This is a genomic window from Streptomyces sioyaensis, from assembly GCF_004122735.1.
GTDB classification, from domain to species: domain Bacteria; phylum Actinomycetota; class Actinomycetes; order Streptomycetales; family Streptomycetaceae; genus Streptomyces; species Streptomyces sioyaensis.
The window spans coordinates 1-17008 of the sequence record NZ_SDIF01000132.1 but is presented as its reverse complement, the minus strand read 5'-3'; the positions used below and the strand labels follow the sequence as shown (position 1 = coordinate 17008).

14 protein-coding genes, 1 tRNA gene and 1 pseudogene are annotated in these 17008 nt (G+C 71.8%); 6 read left to right on the top strand and 10 right to left on the bottom strand.

What is annotated here, in order from left to right:
• Window positions 1-38: 38 nt before the first annotated feature.
• Window positions 39-221, top strand: a pseudogene (locus tag EST54_RS29245) (ATP-binding protein); the annotation flags it as partial.
• Window positions 222-261: 40 nt separating this feature from the next.
• On the opposite strand, the gene EST54_RS29240 reads toward EST54_RS29245, so the two are convergent.
• Window positions 262-1596: a diacylglycerol/lipid kinase family protein gene (locus EST54_RS29240; protein ID WP_129250720.1), complete on the bottom strand. Its 1335-nt coding sequence runs from the start codon at window positions 1594-1596 to the stop codon at window positions 262-264.
• Between the two features lie 444 nt (window positions 1597-2040).
• On the opposite strand from EST54_RS29240, the gene EST54_RS29235 reads away from it, so the two are divergent.
• The gene (locus tag EST54_RS29235) at window positions 2041-2688 is read left to right on the top strand and encodes a TetR/AcrR family transcriptional regulator (protein ID WP_129250719.1); all 648 of its coding nucleotides are present in this window, start codon (window positions 2041-2043) and stop codon (window positions 2686-2688) included.
• Window positions 2689-2722: 34 nt separating this feature from the next.
• Here the strand turns inward: EST54_RS29235 and EST54_RS29230 are convergent, their stop codons facing one another.
• Window positions 2723-4183 carry an aminopeptidase P family protein gene (locus tag EST54_RS29230; RefSeq protein WP_129250718.1) on the bottom strand — a complete coding sequence of 487 codons (1461 nt, stop codon included), beginning with the start codon at window positions 4181-4183 and terminating at the stop codon, window positions 2723-2725.
• A gap of 122 nt (window positions 4184-4305) precedes the next feature.
• Entirely contained in the window at window positions 4306-5991 is a 1686-nt protein-coding gene (locus EST54_RS29225; RefSeq protein WP_174857540.1) for a PP2C family protein-serine/threonine phosphatase, read from the bottom strand.
• 696 nt (window positions 5992-6687) lie between these two features.
• Here EST54_RS29225 and EST54_RS29220 point away from each other — a divergent pair.
• On the top strand, window positions 6688-7437 hold the full coding sequence (locus EST54_RS29220; protein WP_129250716.1) for a bifunctional DNA primase/polymerase: 750 nt from the start codon (window positions 6688-6690) through the stop codon (window positions 7435-7437).
• Window positions 7438-7634: 197 nt separating this feature from the next.
• On the top strand, window positions 7635-8264 hold the full coding sequence (locus EST54_RS29215; RefSeq protein ID WP_167511624.1) for a hypothetical protein: 630 nt from the start codon (window positions 7635-7637) through the stop codon (window positions 8262-8264).
• A 296-nt stretch (window positions 8265-8560) separates the two neighbouring features.
• Here EST54_RS29215 and EST54_RS29210 read toward each other — a convergent pair whose 3' ends face one another.
• The 3 genes from EST54_RS29210 to EST54_RS29200 all read right to left on the bottom strand — a co-directional run bounded on the left by EST54_RS29210 (window position 8561) and on the right by EST54_RS29200 (window position 11202).
• Window positions 8561-9529, bottom strand: coding sequence for a DUF5926 family protein (locus tag EST54_RS29210; RefSeq protein ID WP_129250715.1), 969 nt, complete (start codon window positions 9527-9529; stop codon window positions 8561-8563).
• 144 nt (window positions 9530-9673) lie between these two features.
• On the bottom strand, window positions 9674-10351 hold the full coding sequence (locus tag EST54_RS29205; protein WP_372448236.1) for an ATP-binding protein: 678 nt from the start codon (window positions 10349-10351) through the stop codon (window positions 9674-9676).
• Window positions 10352-10404: 53 nt separating this feature from the next.
• Window positions 10405-11202 (bottom strand): glycerophosphodiester phosphodiesterase, encoded by a 798-nt coding sequence (locus EST54_RS29200; protein ID WP_239013182.1) that lies wholly within the window; start codon window positions 11200-11202, stop codon window positions 10405-10407.
• 662 nt (window positions 11203-11864) lie between these two features.
• Between EST54_RS29200 and EST54_RS29195 the strand changes: the two genes are divergently transcribed.
• Both EST54_RS29195 and EST54_RS29190 read left to right on the top strand, forming a co-directional pair.
• On the top strand, window positions 11865-13397 hold the full coding sequence (locus EST54_RS29195) for a S1C family serine protease (protein WP_129250712.1): 1533 nt from the start codon (window positions 11865-11867) through the stop codon (window positions 13395-13397).
• Between the two features lie 52 nt (window positions 13398-13449).
• A tRNA-Ser gene (locus tag EST54_RS29190) sits at window positions 13450-13536 on the top strand.
• Window positions 13537-13609: 73 nt separating this feature from the next.
• On the opposite strand, the gene EST54_RS29185 is transcribed toward EST54_RS29190, so the two are convergent.
• The 4 genes from EST54_RS29185 to EST54_RS35730 all read right to left on the bottom strand — a co-directional run.
• A complete protein-coding gene (locus EST54_RS29185) occupies window positions 13610-15034 on the bottom strand; it encodes a tyrosine-type recombinase/integrase (protein ID WP_307825497.1) in 1425 nt (474 codons plus the stop codon).
• Window positions 15035-15131: 97 nt separating this feature from the next.
• Entirely contained in the window at window positions 15132-15323 is a 192-nt protein-coding gene (locus EST54_RS29180) for a helix-turn-helix transcriptional regulator (protein WP_129250711.1), read from the bottom strand.
• Window positions 15324-15460: 137 nt separating this feature from the next.
• The gene (locus tag EST54_RS29175) at window positions 15461-16687 is read right to left on the bottom strand and encodes a DUF3631 domain-containing protein (RefSeq protein ID WP_129250710.1); all 1227 of its coding nucleotides are present in this window, start codon (window positions 16685-16687) and stop codon (window positions 15461-15463) included.
• Window positions 16684-17008 (bottom strand): hypothetical protein (locus EST54_RS35730; protein WP_244942640.1); only part of this gene is annotated, 325 nt, incomplete at its 5' end. The genes EST54_RS35730 and EST54_RS29175, both read right to left, overlap by 4 nt.

Here is a 17008-nt window from a genome sequence, read left to right as displayed (position 1 = left end):
GTAGCGGACGTGGTCGGTGAGGGCCTCGATCAGAAAGAGCCCCCGTGCCCACCCCCGCGCAGGCTCCCGCATTTGCCGAGGACGGCCGGGGGCTCTTTCTGATCGAGGCCCTCACCGACCACGTCCGCTACCGCAACCGCACGGGCCGGCCCGGCGCGGTCGTCAGCTTCGACAAGATCCTCAAGTGGCGGGAAGGGGCGGCGCTTCCGATGGCGTCGTGAGCGGGCACCAGGTCGGTCGGCCCGTGTGCGGTGCGCGCGGTCAGCCCGTGTGCGGTGCGGTCGGTCGGCCCGTGTGCGGTGCCGTGGCCCGTCCCGTCCGCAGGGCCAGCCGCCGCACCCGGCGCCAGTTCATCGGCGGCAGCCCGCGCGGCACTCCGGGGCGGTGACGGGGCAACCGCACGCGCAGCGCCCGGGGTTCGATCCGGCAGTGGACGGGGGTGGGCAGGGTGACGGCCTCGCCGTCGACACCGGCCTGGATGACGGGGGCGTCCGCGTCGACGACGACGTCCCGGGCGGACAGCGAGGTCAGGCCGGGACCGTTGCGGCCGCGCAGCATCCAGGCCGCCTGCGCCGCGTTGTCGACCTTGACGCCCAGCATCCCCAGGACGCCGGAGTCCAGCCGCTCCCGCAGGCCCAGGCCCGCCGGATCGTCCATGCGGTAGGGGTTGTTGCTCACCAGGACGGCCTGCGGCCCGTCGACGGCGGTGTCGTCCGCCCGGACCGCAAGGTGCGGACCGCTGTGGTGGGTCAGCAGATCCGGCAGCATCTCCAGGGTCGTACGGGCCTTGTCCGCGCGGTACGCCGGGCTCTGCACGACCGCCGCGTAGGCGCCGAAGGAGGCGTTGTTGACGAAGATGCGGTCCCCGGCGAAGCCGAGATCGACGCGCCGTTCGACGCCGTCGGTCAGCGCCTCCAGACACGTCGAGGGGTCCTCGCGGTCGAGGCCGAGGTCCATGGCGAAGTGGTTGCGGGTCCCGGCGGAGATCACCATGAAGGGCACACCGCGCTCCGCCGCCACGCCCGCGACCAGGGCCTGAGTGCCGTCACCGCCCGCGACCCCGAGCAGATCGGCACCGTCGTCGACGGCCCGCCGGGCCAGTTCGGTCACGTCCTGGGGATGCGCGGGGTCCAGCACGCAGACCTCGGCGCCGAGCGCCTCGGCCTTGTCCACCAGTCCGAACGTCCCGACCTTCCCGCCGCCCGACCGCGGGTTCATGATCAGGAAGGGGTGTGCGGGGGGTGTGGCGACGGGCTCCGGCCGGCCCGCCGGGCCGGTCTGCGCCGCCAGCGCGGCCCGGCCGGTGGAGACGGCCAGCGCCCACAGGACGACCGACACGAGCACCACCCAGAGCAGCCCGGCGATCACGTAGAGCACGACGACGGCGAGTGGGGCGGCGACCGTGAGCACCAGGCCGAGCACCCGCGCCGGGCCCCTGCGCGAGAGCAGCCACCACAGGCCGACCGCCGCGACGGCCAGTCCTGCCGCCCCCAGGCCCACCAGCGCGATGCTCTGCAACCCGGCGAAGCCCAACAGCACCAGCACCGCCGCCGCTGCCGCCGTCAGCGCCAGGCGCGCCGTCCAGCGTCCGTCCATCCGGCCCACCTCCCGTCCGCGCCCCGCGCGAGCGCGCGGGGGCACCGCGGTGCGGTCCCTTCCAGCGTCCACCGGCGCGGCCCGGAGCACATCCGGGGCGCGGGGCGGTTGCGGTGGGTGAGCGGCACGCCGCCGGGCGGACGTACGGAGGCGGGGCCCGGGGCCCGGAGCCCGGGGCGGGCGGCGGCTGAGGCGGACGACCGGAGGCAGTTGCGTGCAGTGCCGGCGGCGAGGTGTCAAACCGGGCGAACGTGGGCAGTCGGGAAACTGACTGAAAATCACCCTTGAATGAGGTGGGCAGCGCGGTCTCGCGGTGGGAGGACCTCCCCCGCGGCGTCCCCTGTCCCGGCGAGACCAGCGCGCACCTGATTAACGCGAAGTTGCTCGCATTAATCTTTCTCGGACAATACTTGGCGTGATCCCGCACTGCAATACGGAGCCGTCGTGACGACAGCGCACCACGCCCCGGGCGAGACCCGGCCCGGCGGGCGCACCGCCCGCACCCGCAAGGCCGTATTGACCGCCGTCTTCGAGGAGTTGGGCGAGAACGGGTTCGGCGGGCTGACCATGGAGAAGGTCGCGCGGCGCTCGGGAATCCACCTGGCCACGGTCTACCGCCGCTGGCGCTGCATCGAGGGTCTGATCTGCGAGTTGCTGACCGAGGTCGGCTCCGAGGTGCCGCTGCCGGACTCCGGGACCCTCTCCGGGGACCTGCGGGCGCTGGCCCGCTCGATAGCCGCCTTGTACGGGGAGGGGCGGGTCCGCCGCCTGATCGAGGCGGTGGTCTCCGCCGCGGCCCGCGACGGGCAGGTGGCCTCGGTGCTGCGGACCTTCTTCGACGAGCGGCTGGCGCTGGCCGGCCGGATGGTGCAACGGGCCGTCGACCGCGGCGAACTGCCCGCGAACACCGACCCGGTACAGATGATGTCGGCGCTCGGCGCGCCCTTCTACTACCGGATCCTGATCGCCCGCCGCCCCGTCGACCGGGACCTCGCGGACTCCGCCGCCACCGCCGTCCGGGCGGCCGCCCACGCCGGCGCCTACACGAAGAGGGACGGCGGCCCCGGCAACGGCACGTCCCCCGGCGGCTGAGGCCACCGGGGGACGTACGAGGCGTGCTGCGGGGCTACTTGCCGAGCAGGCCGGCCATCCAGGCCTCGACCTCGTCCGAGCGCCGCGGCAGTCCGGCCGACAGATTGCGGTTGCCGTCGTCCGTCACGAGGATGTCGTCCTCGATCCGCACGCCGATGCCGCGGTACTCCTCAGGCACCGTCAGATCGTCCGCCTGGAAGTACAGACCGGGCTCGACGGTCAGCACCATGCCCGGCGCCAGCGTGCCGTTGACGTACGTCTCGGTGCGGGCCGCGGCGCAGTCGTGGACGTCCAGGCCGAGCATGTGGCCGGTGCCGTGCAGGGTCCAGCGGCGCTGCAGCCCCAGCTCCAGCACCCGCTCGACCGGGCCCTCGATCAGGCCCCACTCGACCAGCTTCTCGGCGAGGACCCGCTGCGCCGCGTCGTGGAAGTCGCGGAAGGCCGCCCCCGGCTTGACCGCGGCGATGCCCGCCTCCTGGGCCTCGTAGACTGCGTCGTAGACCGTGCGCTGGAGGTCGGTGTAGCGGCCGTTGATCGGCAGGGTGCGGGTGACGTCCGCGGTGTAGAGGGTGGTGGTCTCCACGCCGGCGTCCAGCAGGAGCAGATCGCCGGAGCGGACCGCGCCGTTGTTGCGGACCCAGTGCAGCGTGGTGGCGTGCGGGCCGGCGGCGCAGATCGAGCCGTAGCCGACGTCGTTGCCCTCGACGCGGGCGCGCAGGAAGAACGTGCCCTCGATGTAGCGCTCGCTGGTCGCCTCGGCCTTGTCCAGGACCTTCACGACGTCCTCGAAGCCGCGCACCGTGGAGTCGACGGCCTTCTGCAGCTCGCCGATCTCGAACGCGTCCTTGATCACGCGCGCTTCGGAGAGATACACCCGCAGCTCTTCGTCGCGCTCGGCGGTGACCTTGTCGGTCAGCGCGCCCTCGATGCCGGCGTCATGGCCGCGCACCACCCGCACCGGCCCGGTGGCCTCCTTGAGCGCCTCGGCCAGCTCGCGCACGTCCTTGCAGGGGACGCCGAGCAGCGCCTCGGCCTCGGTCAGGCTGTGGCGCCGGCCGACCCACAGCTCGCCCATGCCGTTCAGCCAGAACTCGCCGTTCTCCCGGTCGGAGCGGGGCAGCCGGTAGAGCGTCGCCTCGTGGGTGTCCCGCCGGGGCTCCAGGACCAGGACGCTGTCGTCGGTCTGGTCGCCGGTGAGGTAGACGTACTCCGTCGAGGCACGGAAGTCGTACTCGGTGTCGTTGGAACGGGTCTTCAGATTGCCCGCCGGGATCACCAGGCGCTCGCCGGGGAAGCGCGCGGACAGTGCGGCGCGGCGCCGGGCGGCGTTCGGGGCCTGCTCGATGGGCTGCAGATCGCGCAGCTCGGTGTCGGCCCAGCCGCTCTTCATGTTGTCCGCGAGCTCATCGGAGACGGCCGGGTAGAGGCCGTTCTTCCGCTGCTTGATCGGCTGCTCGTGCTCGTCCGGGGTCTCCGGCGTGAGCTCGTCGGTCACGGTGCCTCCTCTAAAGACTGAACCGCCTTCCATCGTATGTGCGGATCGAAAGCGGTCCAGGGGCAGAAAGGTGTGACCTCTCCGGCAGTCCGGGCATACGGCGCATCCCCGCCGCGGGCCGGCTACTCCTCGAAGTACACCGCGAGCAGCACCACGTCCTCCTCCGACGACGGATCGTCCAGGCCCTGCGGCAGCATCGTGCGCACGATGTGGTCGACGACCGCCTCGGGATCGTGCCGGATCGCCCCGGGGACGCCGGTGGCGGCCGCGTGCAGCCGGGTGAAGGCACGGTCCATGGACTCGCCGGTGCGCTGGAGCAGCCCGTCGCTGTAGAGCAGTACGGTCTCGCCGCCGGCCGGCTCGATCTCCACACTGGGCGCCTCCCAGCAGGCCAGCATGCCCAGCGGCGCGGACAGTGAGGTCTCCACGAACTCGGTCCGCGTCTCGCCCAGGACCAGCGGCGGACAGTGGCCGGCCCCGGCCAGCACCAGCTTGCGGGGCAGGCGCGCACTCCCCCAGCCCTCGCCCGCGAGGTCGTCCTCCATGTCCTCCAGGTCGTCCGGGTACGGGGGAGGGCCGGTGAGGCCGTCCGGCACCGGGAGGTCGGGCGGCCCGCCGGACGGCGGCTCGGTGTAGGCGAACAGCGCGGTGGCGCTGCGGGCCGGCTCGGTCAGCCGGAGCAGCAGTTCGAGATCGGAGAGCACGGCGACCGGATCCTCGCCCTCCATGACGGCGTAGGCGCGCAGGGACGCCCGCAGCCGCCCCATGGCGGCCACCGCGCTCGGCCCGGAGCCGGTCACCGAGCCGACCGCCAGGCCCAGTGCGCCGTCGGGCAGCGGCAGCGCGTCGTACCAGTCGCCGCCGCCGCGCGGGCCGGTGCTGTGCCGCACCGCCAGGCGTACGCCGGGGATCCGCGGCAGCCGGTGCGGCAGCAGCTCCTCGCGGAGGATCTCGATGGCCTGCCGGCTGCGGTGGAGTTCCAGGAGACGGGCGAGGTGTTCGGCGGCGTGCGCGCGGTAGAGGCCGACGAGGTGGCGCTGCCGTTCGGTGGGCTCGGCCGGTTCGTCGTAGAGCCAGACCGCGGCGCCGGTGCGGCCGATGGGCTCGGCGGTGAGCGGGACCGCATAGCTGGCGGCGTACCCGAGACGGGCGGCGACCTCCCGCAGGCGGGGGTCGAGGCCCTTCTCCCCCGGGATGTCGGGTTCGGAGATCTCGGTGCAGGCCGCCACCGCCGCGCTCCTGCGGGGGTCGGGGGCGCGGCCCGCGCCGGGGGCCGGGACGTCGTCGCCGCAGGCGCCCCGCTCCGGAAGGCCGTCCAGTATCCGCGCGTACGACAGGGCGCGGCGCGGGACGGTCTCGATGTGGCCGATCTCGGCGTGGCCGAGGCCGAGACCGACGGTGGTCTCCGGGCCGAGGCCGTCGGCCGGTGCGAGCACGACCAGGCCGCGGCGGGCACCGACCAGGGCGGCGCCGCCCCGCAGCAGCTCGCGCAGGGCCTCCTCCAGCGTGCGGGTGTGTGCGAGCCGTTCGGTCAGGTCGTGCAGGGTGCTGAGGTCGGAGATCCAGCCGGCCAGCCGGTCCTGGACGGCGGTGAGTTGAGCGACGCCGGAGACGTCGGGGGCCGTGCCGGTGACGCCGGCTGACGAGGCGTCGGAACCGGGGTCCCCAGGGGTGCCCGGCGAGCCCTCGGACAGGGCGCCGCAGACGGGGTCCGCGGAGGCATTCGCCGCGTGGGGGGCGACAGTGTGCGCGGGGGCGGGAAGAGCTGGTTCGATTCCAGCCACTTTCGGTACGTGAGGGGCGCTCATGGCCGACGGCTATCGTCGCGCCGGGTGTGACCCCAGGTCAGGCCGCCTTTTGCCAGGGAGTGCGGCATATTGTCGAGTGATGTGGTGCGGTGCAGTGGGCTGCTCAAATTCCTCAATAGCATCGCAAACCCCCATGTCATGCTGCTCCGCTATCAATGCCTCCAGATGTACACGCATCAACGATGTGATGTCCAGCACTGTCCCTATGGGGTTTGTGGTGTCAGCGAGGTCTGGAGATTGGCCTGAAAAGAGCCCCCTGAGCGTCAATTTGAGGTCGACTGACGGCGATCAGCAGCGCGTCATCACCACAGTGGCGGGTACGTACTCGGAAAGGTGCGGGGCCAGTTGGGGCCGCACCGGAACCCTCCGGCGGGCACCGGCGTCTCATACGCCGACGACCGCTACGCACTCCCAAGCGGCGGGGACTGCACGACCCAAGCGCAAGCGCCATGCGCGCGCCACCCCCCGCCACGTTCCACGCTCGGCGTACGGCGTGATGCGCTGCCTTGTACACGCGGTGACCAGTAATCCACGTGGCGTGATCGATGCGCGATCGACCCCGGGCGGCACGGCCGGGCCGCAGGAAACGTCACACAACGGCATCAAGCGGCACGGCGAAACGATGGCGAACCGGAAGCAGTGCCATGTAGTGCGATGGACATAGCCCTCGGCGTTAACGGAAAGGAACGAGCGCTCATGCGCGAGATCCTCGGAAGGCGACGCAAGCTCCTGTTCCGGCGCGGCGGAAGGTCGGCGCTGCTCGGTGCGGCGCTCCAGTGCGCCACCGAGTGGCAGTGGCCCGTACTTCCCGGAGTGGGCCTCAGGTCCGGCGGCCGGCAGCCGGCCGGTGCCCGGCTCGGCCTCGGCGAGCGGCCCGCCCCTCGGTGCAACTGCCCCGACCCCGACTGTGTGGTGCCCGGTGCGCACCCCTTCGACCCCGGCCTGCTGGCCGCCACCACCGATGCCCGGATGCTGCGGTGGTGGTGGACCAACCGCCCCGATGCCCCGCTGGTGCTGGCCACCGGCGGCCGCGCGCCCTGTGCGGTGAGCCTGCCCGCCGTCGCCGGCGCCCGCGCCCTGGCGGCCCTGGACCACTTCGGTGTACGCCTCGGGCCCGTGGTGGCCACGCCCACCCGCTGGTCGCTGCTCGTATCGCCGTACGACCTCGCGGAGTTGGGTGAGCTGCTGCACTCCCAGGACTGGGTGCCCAGCTCGCTGCGGTTCCACGGGGAGGGCGGCTATGTGGTGCTTCCTCCCTCACCGGTCGGAGCCGGCCAGGTCCGCTGGGAGCGGCCGCCGGCCTCCCCCAAACTCTCCACTTCGTTCGAGCGGGGGGGACCCCCGTCCTCGGCCGCGCCCTGGCTGCCGAAGGTGGCCACGATCGTGGACGCCCTGGTCACGGCGAGCACCAGCACCCCCGACGGCGGCAGCCGGCTCGCGTACTGACGCCGCGCCGCGGCCCGGCGCCCGTGGTGTGCGGGCGGTGTCACCCACCGCCCGCGGTCGCCTCACCCGTACGGGTGTGACCGCCCCCGATCCCGCCCGGAAACGGGCTTCGGGTGTCCTGGGGCACCCTCGCCGGCCGATAGGTTCGCACCACCGTCAAGCCGTCGTCGGCGGCATCTCAATCGCAGGTGGGGGCCATGCAGCGTGCGCAAAAACTCCGCTTGACCGGGCTCGCCGGGGCGGCGGTGCTCGCCCTCGTCGTGCCGCTCGGGGTAGCGACGGCCGGTCCGGCCGGCCACCCGGTTCCGGGGGCGCGGTCCGGGACAGCGTTCACGTCCGAAAACAGCCCTTCGATCGAAACGGAAAACACGGTCGATAGCGGGCTCAATCAGGGCAAGAGCCCGGCCCGTGGCGTCGGCTCCCCAAGCTCCAGCAGTGCCCGCACGGGCCTCGCTCCGGGCCGCTTCCCCGGCCACACGGCCCGCTGCGGCCCCGAACTCACCGTTCCCCGGGGCATCGAGGCCCAGACCTGCGTGCTCGGCCAGGCGGGCCGGACCCGGGCGCGTACGTACTACCGCAACCGCACCGGCGACGCCCTGCGCGCCGCCCTCACGCTGCTGCGGCCGGACGGCGGGTCCGTCCAGGTGAACTGCGCGGTGCCGGCGGGCGATGTGCCGGGGGTGTGCGAGACGCCGGCCGCTCCGACCCAGCATGCGGGAGGGCTGCCGTACGCCGCGGTGGCGGAGGTCTCCGACGCGGCGGGGGAGCGGCTGCTGCTGCGTTCCGGCAGCAACTCGCCCATGGAAGACAGTGGTTCGGACCTCTGACGGGACGGCCGCCGAGGGGGCGGGCCGCCCACGGGGCCCGCGGCCGGGGCGCGGGGCCACCGGCGTCCGGACCGGCGAAGCGGATCATTCGCCTCCGGACATGGAAGCGCCCGGTCGCTGGCGACGGGGGATGCACCAGCGACCGGGCTTTTAGAACCGTAACAAGAGATCGGCGGTTCGCAAATTCGATCGTGGAATTCCGGACGCCTATTTACCGGCAAGTACAGGCAGTTGTGACGGGTCTCACGCGCCGGTTTCCCGGAGGCGTCCGGTCCGCTTGGCCGGGGCCGGCCCGGTCAGCTCAGGGTGACCTGACGGTTGGTGAGACCGCCCCGCGCCCGGCGCTCCTCGGGGGTCAGCGGAGCGTCCGTGGCCAGGGCCTTGGCCAGCCGCTCGGCGAACGCCGCGGCGGGCTCGGCGACGTCGTCGGCGCTCATCGACGAGGGCAGGTCCCAGACCGGAACGACCAGGCCGTGGGCGCGGAACGAGCCCACCAGGCGGGTGTCGTCACCGAGCGCGGAGGCGCCCGCGACATGCAGCCGCGCGAGCGCGTCCAGCAGCTGCTCCTCGGGGTGCCCGGTGACCCAGCGAAGGTGGTTCTTGTCCGGGGCCTCGCACCAGTACGCGCCCTCCAGCCCGGGGATCCGCGCGGTCGGGATGGCCGCCGCGTTGGCCCGCTCCAGCGAGGCGGCGACCTCGCCGGTGGCGTTCTCGGGGTTCTCCACCCAGAACTCGAATCCGGTGTGGACGGTCGGCTCAAAAGCCGCCTCCGGGTCGAGCAGGTCCTGCAGCCGCGGGCCGTCGGGCGCGGGCCGTCCGGCGGCGACCGGAGTGCCGGGCTCGGCGACCAGCGCGCGCTGGAGGGTGTCCGCGAGGTCGCGGCTGAGGTCGCCGGAGGCGGTGTCGTTCTGCAGGCCGAGCATGACCGCACCGTTGTCACGGCGCAGCGCGGGCCAGGCCATCGGCAGGACGGTCGCCAGCGTCACCGACGGGACGCCTTCCGGCAGTCCGCCCTTGAGCGTCAACTCGGCGGTGGCGGCGGGCACCAGCTCGCGCAGCGCCACCCAGTCGCACTCGCCGGGCAGCCCCTCGAAGGGGCGCTGCACGAGTGTGGTGGCGGCATGCGCCGCGGCCCGCCCGTGACAGGCCTTGTACCGGCGGCCGGAGCCGCAGGGACAGGGCTCACGAGCGCCGACGACCGGCACCTCACCGTCCTTCATCTGCGGTGCTGCGGCCTGGGACTGGGGACGGCGCTTCTTGGCCATGGCGACGGTGTCTCCTGGTCGATCCTGGGCGTACGGACGCGTTTCGGCGCGAGCCTAGAGGATTGCGTACCCGGTCGCGTCCGGCTGCGCGCGCGGCCGTGTCCCGTGCCGGTGCGGCGGCAACCGGCGGGTCCGGCCCGGCCGCTACACCAGGTCGTCGAAGTCCGGGAAGCCCGGGCCCAGCGGATGCCCGGTGCGCACGGGCGTGCCGGCGGCAAGCGAGGGCGGCAGATCGGGCGTCAGGTCCACGCGCGTAGCGAACGCGTCATGGAGCGAGAGGGCCGCCCAGACCGTGACCTCGCCGACGGCGGTGTCGCGGACGCCCCAGTCCTTGGCGAGCGAGCGGATGATCGCCAGCCCGCGGCCGCCGCGCGCCGTCACCGACGGAGTGGCCGGAAGCGGTCGGGTCGGGCCGCCGCCGTCCGTGACCGCGACGGTCAGTTTGCCCTGGACGTCGATGCGCCAGGAAGCCCGGACGGATGCCGACGGGGTGTCACTCTGCCCGGCCGTTACGGAATCCGGTGCGCCGTTTTCGTATATCGGACGCGCATGGCGACACGAATTGCTCAACAGCTCCGAAAGAATAAGGACCGCGTCATCGACGACCGTGTCCTGAACTCCACTTGCCAGTAGCTCTTCACGCATGCGCCGCCTGGCCATGCCCACACCCACTGGTCCATGGGGTACGGCCATGATCGACGACGTCGGCACCTCTTGTGCCACCACCAACGCCACCCCCGAGACCTCCTTTGCCCCACGCCACGGGATGAATGCCCCAATGGACTGGACCGGAAACCGGCCAAGCGACACTCGGTGACGCACTGGACATAATCGAATACGGGTCGAATGCGCCGGTGCACACCCTGTGAGGGCGTTTAGTTGAGGCCAAGCTGGATTCGTACCTGCTTGGGGCGATTTGTGATGACTGCGTCCACTCCCAATTCCTGGCACAGCTCGACATCGGCGGCGTCGTTGACGGTCCACACGTGGACCTGGTGGCCCGCGCGGTGTGCCTTGGCGACGTAGTCGGGGTGCGAGCGGAGGATCCGGATGCCGGGGCCCGCGATGCCGACGCCGGGCGGGAGCCGGCCGTCGCGGTGCCGGGGGGTGAGGAACTGCATCAGGTAGACCCCGGGGATGGCCGGCGCCGCGGCCCGGACGCGGTGCAGGGAGCGCGCCGAGAAGCTCATGACCCGGACCTGAGGTGTCCAGTCGGCGCGCATGGCCGGTTTCGTGTGCCCGAACCGGCCGAGCAGCTCGACCAGCCGCTCTTCCACCTGTCCGGCCCAGCGCGTCGGATGCTTGGTCTCGATGGCCAGCTCGACCCGGCGGTCCGCGTCGGCGACCAGCTCCAGCAGCCGCTCCAGCGTCAGGACGGCGGTCCGCTCGGGGTCCTCGTGCTGTCGGTCCGGCGCCTCGTTCGCGAACCCCTCGGCCTTCCAGGAGCCGAAGTCGAGCATCGCGAGGTCGGCGAGCTCCAGGGCGGAAACCGAGCCGCGCCCGTTGGACGTGCGGTTCACCCGCCGGTCGTGTACGCAGACCAGATGGCCGTCGGCGGTCAGCCGGACGTCGCACTCCAGGGCGTCCGCGCCGTCCTCGATCGCCTTGCGGTAGGCGGCCAGGGTGTGCTCCGGCGCGTCCTCCGAGGCACCGCGATGGGCTACGACGGACATGGCGGGACGATCCGGACGGGCGTCCTGGGCGGGGCGTACATAGGTCACCGCGTTATCGTGCCACCCACCACTGCCGGGCCGGCGGGTGCATTCCCCAAGCCGCGGAACAGGGGATGCGCCGGTTTTGTCCGGGATAAAGGATGAGGGGACAGTCACAGTCTCGGCTTACGGTGCTCTGACGCGCAGTGGGTAAGGCTGGTACGGAGACTCGCCCGTGTCGTCCGGCCCGAACGGCCCCGGACGTACGGACCGGGTCTCGCGGACGGACGGGAGCTGCCCGACGGACCGGTGGGCCACGGCCCGCGGCCCCGGACCGGCGGACCGGGACTCGCCCGCATCGCCCGGATCCCGGATCCTGAATCCTGGAGTGCCGGGTTCCGCATCGCCGGCATCGAGGAGCTGATGGCCGGCATCGAGGAGCTGTACGACCCGGAGGGCCCGCAAGGCCCGCCGGCACGGAACAACCGCACCACCCGGCGGACCGCCCGGCCCGCCGGCAGGACAAGACCGCACCACCCGGACGCGCCCCCAGGGTCCGGCCGAACTGCAAGCCCCGGAAGAAACGGCGCGCCCCAGGCATCAGACAGCTGAGGCATGAGGCGCACAGGGCAGACGCCCGCGGGACCGTGGACGCCGACAGTCGTGAAGCTGAGGAGAGAGCTGTGAGCACCGAGAACGAGGGAGCCGCCGTCCCGTCGGAGGCCAAGCCGCCGGCCGGGCCGCAGCCGGACGGTGCCTCCGCCTCCGGCGCCCGGACTCCCGGCGCCCCGCCGCCGGCCGCTCCCCCCGTGGCGCCCCCGCCGCCCGACTTCGCACCGGCCGCCGCCTCGTCCCAGGGCGGTGCCGGCTCCGGCGACCCCGGCCGGATGCCGCCGTACGACACCGGACACCCTCAGCAGCACGGCTACGGCCGCCCCGGCGACGAGCCCACCACCGAACAGACCGCCCAGTTCCCCCCGTACGGCACCGCCGCACACGGTGCCCCCGGAGCGGGCGGCGGCTGGGGCGGTCCCCCTTATGGCGGCGGTGGCGGCGGTGACCCCTGGGGCTTCACCGGGAACCCCGCTCCCAAGCGGCGCAACAGCGGTCTGATCGCGGCCGTCCTGGCGGCCGCGCTGGTCTTCGGCGGTGTCGGTGGCGGCGTCGGCTTCTGGCTCGCGGGCCGCAGCGACGACGCCTCGACGACGGTCTCCGCGCCCGGCGACCCCGGAGCGCTGAACCGCAAGCCCACCTCCGTCTCCGGGATAGCGCAGAAGGCGCTGCCGAGCGTCGTGACGATCGAGGCCCAGGGCGCCGGCGGCGAGGGCGGCACGGGCACCGGCTTCATCTACGACAAGCAGGGCCACATCCTCACCAACAACCACGTCGTCGCCGGTGCTGCCGGCGGCGGCAAGCTCACCGCGACGTTCTCCAACGGCAAGAAGTACGACGCCGAGGTCGTCGGCCACGCCCAGGGCTACGACGTCGCCGTGATCAAGCTCAAGAACCCCTCCGGCGCCCCGCTCAACCCCCTTCCGCTCGGCAAGTCCTCCCAGGTGCAGGTCGGCGACGCCACCATCGCCATCGGCGCGCCCTTCGGCCTGTCCGGCACCGTCACCACCGGCATCATCAGCGCCAAGGACCGTCCGGTGGCCTCCAGCGACGGCGGCGGCGCCAGCGCCTCGTACATGAGCGCGCTCCAGACGGACGCCTCGATAAACCCCGGTAACTCCGGCGGCCCGCTGATGGACGCCGGCGGCAACGTCATCGGCATCAACTCCGCCATCCAGTCGGCCGGCAACGGCGGCGGTCTGGGCGGCGAGTCCCAGCAGTCCGGCAGCATCGGCCTGGGCTTCGCGATCCCGATCGACCAGGCGAAGCGGGTGGCGCAGGACCTGATCAAGACGGGTAAGCCGGTCTATCCGCAGATCGGCGTCCAGGTCGCCATGCGGGACACCGGCAACGGCGCGACCATCGCCCAGACCGGCAACAACGGCTCCGACCCCGTCAGCCCGAACGGCCCGGCCGCCAAGGCAGGCCTCAAGCCCGGCGACACGATCACCAAGCTCGACGACACGGTGATCGACAGCGGCCCCACCCTCATCAGCGAGATCTGGCAGCACAAGCCCGGCGACGAGGTCACCCTCACCTACAAGCGAGGCGGCAAGGAGCACACCACCCGAGTCACCCTGGGGCAGCGCACGGGCGACAAGTGACGCGCTAGTCTGATCCCGCGACACCGCACGCCCACGCGCACCGGTGCCGCGGGGAGGCTTGCCCGAGCGGCCTAAGGGAACAGTCTTGAAAACTGTCGTGGCGGCAACGTCACCGTGGGTTCAAATCCCACAGCCTCCGCAGAGGTCAGCGACTTAGCTGGTCAGAAGGGGTGTCCGAGGGGATCGGGCACCCCTTCTGCGTTCAGGGTGTCTCACCCGGGAGCGCCTGTATCCCGGTGGTGACCAGCCTGTGTGGACGGGCTGTGGACGGAGACCGGGCCCCCTGACCGGGCCCTCTCGTTTTCCTGAGCCGCCGCCCGCATGGCCCGTTCGATCAGTGCATTGGCCTGGTCACGCCTGCCGTCCAGCACCTTGGCGTAGAACTTGTACAAGACAGCCACGCTGTGGCCGGCCCGGCGGGCTACCTCGACGGGGTCGACGCCAGAGGCGAGCCAGAACGAGATGCCGGCCTTCCGCAGACAGTAGGGAACCTCTGCGAACGGGCTGGAGACCTGCTCCTCGGTGAGCACCAGCTTCCGGGCCTCCTTCCAGACCTCCGGGTACTCCTTGCTCAGCAGGACTCCGCCCCCTGCCGCCTGGAACAGCCGTCCGCCCGACGCCACCGCGTACCGGTCGATGTGCGAGCGCAGAAGCTTCACCAGCTCGGGCGGGATCGGCACGTCGCGCACGGACGAACGCGCCCGGCGCTTCAGGCCGCGCTCCTCGTAGGACTTTCCGTCGTCCGTCCAGGCGGACCCCACGCGGGACGAACTGCCGGAGAGCAGCACCACGCCCCACCCGCTCTCGGGAAGCGTGCAGTCCGCCGCCCTGAGATTCATGGCTTCGGCCGGCCGAGTGGCTGCGTAATAGCAGCACCCGAAGAACGCTTGCAGATGCTCGCCGCGGGGCCCCTGCATTCCAACGGCATCAATGAGGGCCATGGCTTGCTGCGGGTTGGGGACATAGCGCCAGTTGATCTCGTCATCTGTCGGCGGTGGAGACCAGTCGATGGAGGTCAGTGGGTTAGCCGTGAGGCGCTTCCGTTCCACGGCATACCGAAGGGCATTGTTGAATACCGTGCGGCGGTTCGTGATGGTGGTTGCTGCCGCTCGCTTTCCGTTGAGGCGCGTGCTCAACGCCCTTAGGGCGGCGCGGATCGTCTCGGAGTCCTCCTCCAGCTCAGTCATGGGGAGGGCTTTGGACGTGACCCATGCGAGAGCGGCGGCGAGATGTTCGGGCGGGGGTGTACGGCGCTCGGAGAAGTTGAACGCGTAGCCGCTCAGAGCCCGGCGCAGAACGGCCGGTGCGGGCGCCCCTTTCGTATCCCTGACCAGAGCGGCGGTGATGGCCGCGAGAGCGTCTGCGCGCGTGGCCCGACCCTTCGCCGATGCCGCCTCGATCCATTTCATTTTCGCGTAGTCCTGGGCGTGTTCGAGCCACGTCAACTGGGGTTTTAGTGCAGCCAGTTCAGATTTGGGAAGCCCGGTATCGACATCGAACTGTTCGCCCCTGTGGGCGGCGGACATGAGCTGAGCCCGTCGACCGTCGGCCAGGGTCTTGGTAGGGAAGCTCTGGGCGTGCGGCTTTGTACCGACCTTCCAGCGGACCTGGTAGGGCTTCGGGTACTGCGGGCGCACGCGAATTGCGTACATCTTGAACTCGAAGGTCAGCAGGGTGGACTCCAGAAAAGCGAAGCGGGCCCGGGTGTCGGCCGGGCCCGCTTTGGCGGCCAGGTCAGGCGGCGGGCTGTTCTTCCTGCCCGGTCAGCCAGTTGTCGAGGTCAGCGCGACGGACGCGGATCTGGTGATTCGGAAGCTTGACGATCCGGGGGCCGAGGCCACGGGCGCGCATGCGGTAGAAGGCGGCGCGGGACATGTTGAGTTCGGCGAGGACCTCGGAGAGCTTGAGCAACTTGGGGCTGGGCATGCTGGTGTCTCCTTCGAGGAAGTCTCGGGGCGACGCCCCTCTTCTCAGAGATCCGCTACATCCGCTACATCCGCTACATGGCAGGTCAGAGACCTGTTTTGTGTAGCGGATGGGCGGGATGTAGCGGATAGGTTCCGCTACGCGGTGCGGGCGACGGTCAGGTGGGGGGTAGCGCTGCTATCCGCTACATCGCCCGTATCCGCTACCTCCGCACCGCCGCTGACCTGGGGTGTAGCGGATGTAGCGGACGTAGCGGATGTGGGGGAAGGGGGCGGGCAGTAGCGCAGCCACGCATCGGCGAGGTCCTCGGCGTAGTAGCCCTTCGGGACGCCGGATGAGGTGCGGATGGACCGGGGCTTGATGGGCTTGTTGTCGGCGGTGGGGTAGTCGGCGAGCATCTTGGCCAGGCCGCGGCTCGTGAGTGGCCGGCCGTTCATGTCGCTCCAGGGCGCGTCCTCCAGGCTGTGGAGGATTGCGAGGATGGCGGCGGTCGGCATGCGGTCGGCGCCGCGGAGGACGTGGTCGCGCAAGTCGGTGAGGAGGCGGACTCCGATGGAGGCCGCGTCGTCGTCCTTGGCTGCTGCGACCAGCTCGACACAGGCGGCACGGGCCCGCTCGGGCCAGGTGCCGCCCGCAGCCTCGGCGACGGCGAGCAGTGGTTCCCATACGTCCGCGGGCCGGTCGGAGATGCCTTCGGGCAGTTGCGGCCATGCGTCGGTGACCTGGTCGCGGACCTGGTCGGCCCAGGCGGCGAGGCGCTCGCGCAGGGCGTGGCCTTCCTTTTCGTGGATGCGCTGCCGGTAGGACTCGACCTTTTCGTTGGGGGCTCGCTTGCGCATGCGGATGATGATCGAGCGGGTGAGGATCGTGTCCGGCAGGGAGCCCAGGCCGGCCACGGCGACCGCGCAGAAGGAGGGGAAGGGGGTGGCGGTCTGGTTGGAGCCGTCGCCGACGCATCGGAGGCTGCTGGCGCCGCGGCGGTAGCCGGAGTTGAGGAAGGCTCGCAGTTCCTCGTTGCCGTTGGCCTTGGGGCCGTAGATGGTGTCGATCTCGTCGAAGAGGATGGTCGGCCGGCCCTCGTCGGAGGAGACGACGCGGAAGAGGGCGTTGGCGGAGGGGTTGACCGTCATCAGCGGTCGGGGGACGAGGGTCTCGGTGATCTCCAGTGCCCGGGACTTGCCGCTTCCCGGTTCGGGGGAGAGGAAGGCGATGCGCGGGGTGGAGTCGAAGCAGTCGTGCAGGTGGGCGTGGGCGTCCCACAGGGCCACGGCGACGTAGGCGGCTTCGCGGGGGAACTTGTTGAAGCGGCGGTGGAAGGCTTCGACTTCGGCCAGCAGGGCGGCGCCGTCGATGTGGTCGGTCATGAGGCTTTCCTTGTCTCGCGGGTGCCGGAGTGGCGCCAGGGGCAGGTGGTGCGGTGGGCGTGGTGGTCCTCGATCAGGGCGAGGACTTTGCGGTGGCCGACGGCGCTGCGGTCGCGGCCGCACAGGCACGTCGAGGTGGCGGTGGGGATGGCGCCGCGGCCGGGTGCGGTGACGTGCAGCCAGGCGAGCGGGTAGCGGCCGTCGCCCTGCTGCGGGTCAGGGCGAAGAGCTGAAAGGACGCCTTCGGCGGCGACCTTCGGCGCGCCACTGCCGGAGGGGGTTGGGGTCGGTTTGGCGGGGTTGGTGTGGTCGGTGGTGGGG

Coding starts and splice junctions, on each gene's coding strand:
- EST54_RS29225 (WP_174857540.1), bottom strand. CDS start 5,991: ATGAGCGCCCCTCACGTACCGAAAGTGGCTGGAATCGAACCAGCTCTT.
- EST54_RS29180 (WP_129250711.1), bottom strand. CDS start 15,323: ATGCCCAGCCCCAAGTTGCTCAAGCTCTCCGAGGTCCTCGCCGAACTC.
- EST54_RS29200 (WP_239013182.1), bottom strand. CDS start 11,202: ATGTCCGTCGTAGCCCATCGCGGTGCCTCGGAGGACGCGCCGGAGCAC.
- EST54_RS29240 (WP_129250720.1), bottom strand. CDS start 1,596: ATGGACGGACGCTGGACGGCGCGCCTGGCGCTGACGGCGGCAGCGGCG.
- EST54_RS29220 (WP_129250716.1), top strand. CDS start 6,688: ATGCGCGAGATCCTCGGAAGGCGACGCAAGCTCCTGTTCCGGCGCGGC.
- EST54_RS29215 (WP_167511624.1), top strand. CDS start 7,635: ATGCAGCGTGCGCAAAAACTCCGCTTGACCGGGCTCGCCGGGGCGGCG.
- EST54_RS29210 (WP_129250715.1), bottom strand. CDS start 9,529: ATGGCCAAGAAGCGCCGTCCCCAGTCCCAGGCCGCAGCACCGCAGATG.
- EST54_RS29175 (WP_129250710.1), bottom strand. CDS start 16,687: ATGACCGACCACATCGACGGCGCCGCCCTGCTGGCCGAAGTCGAAGCC.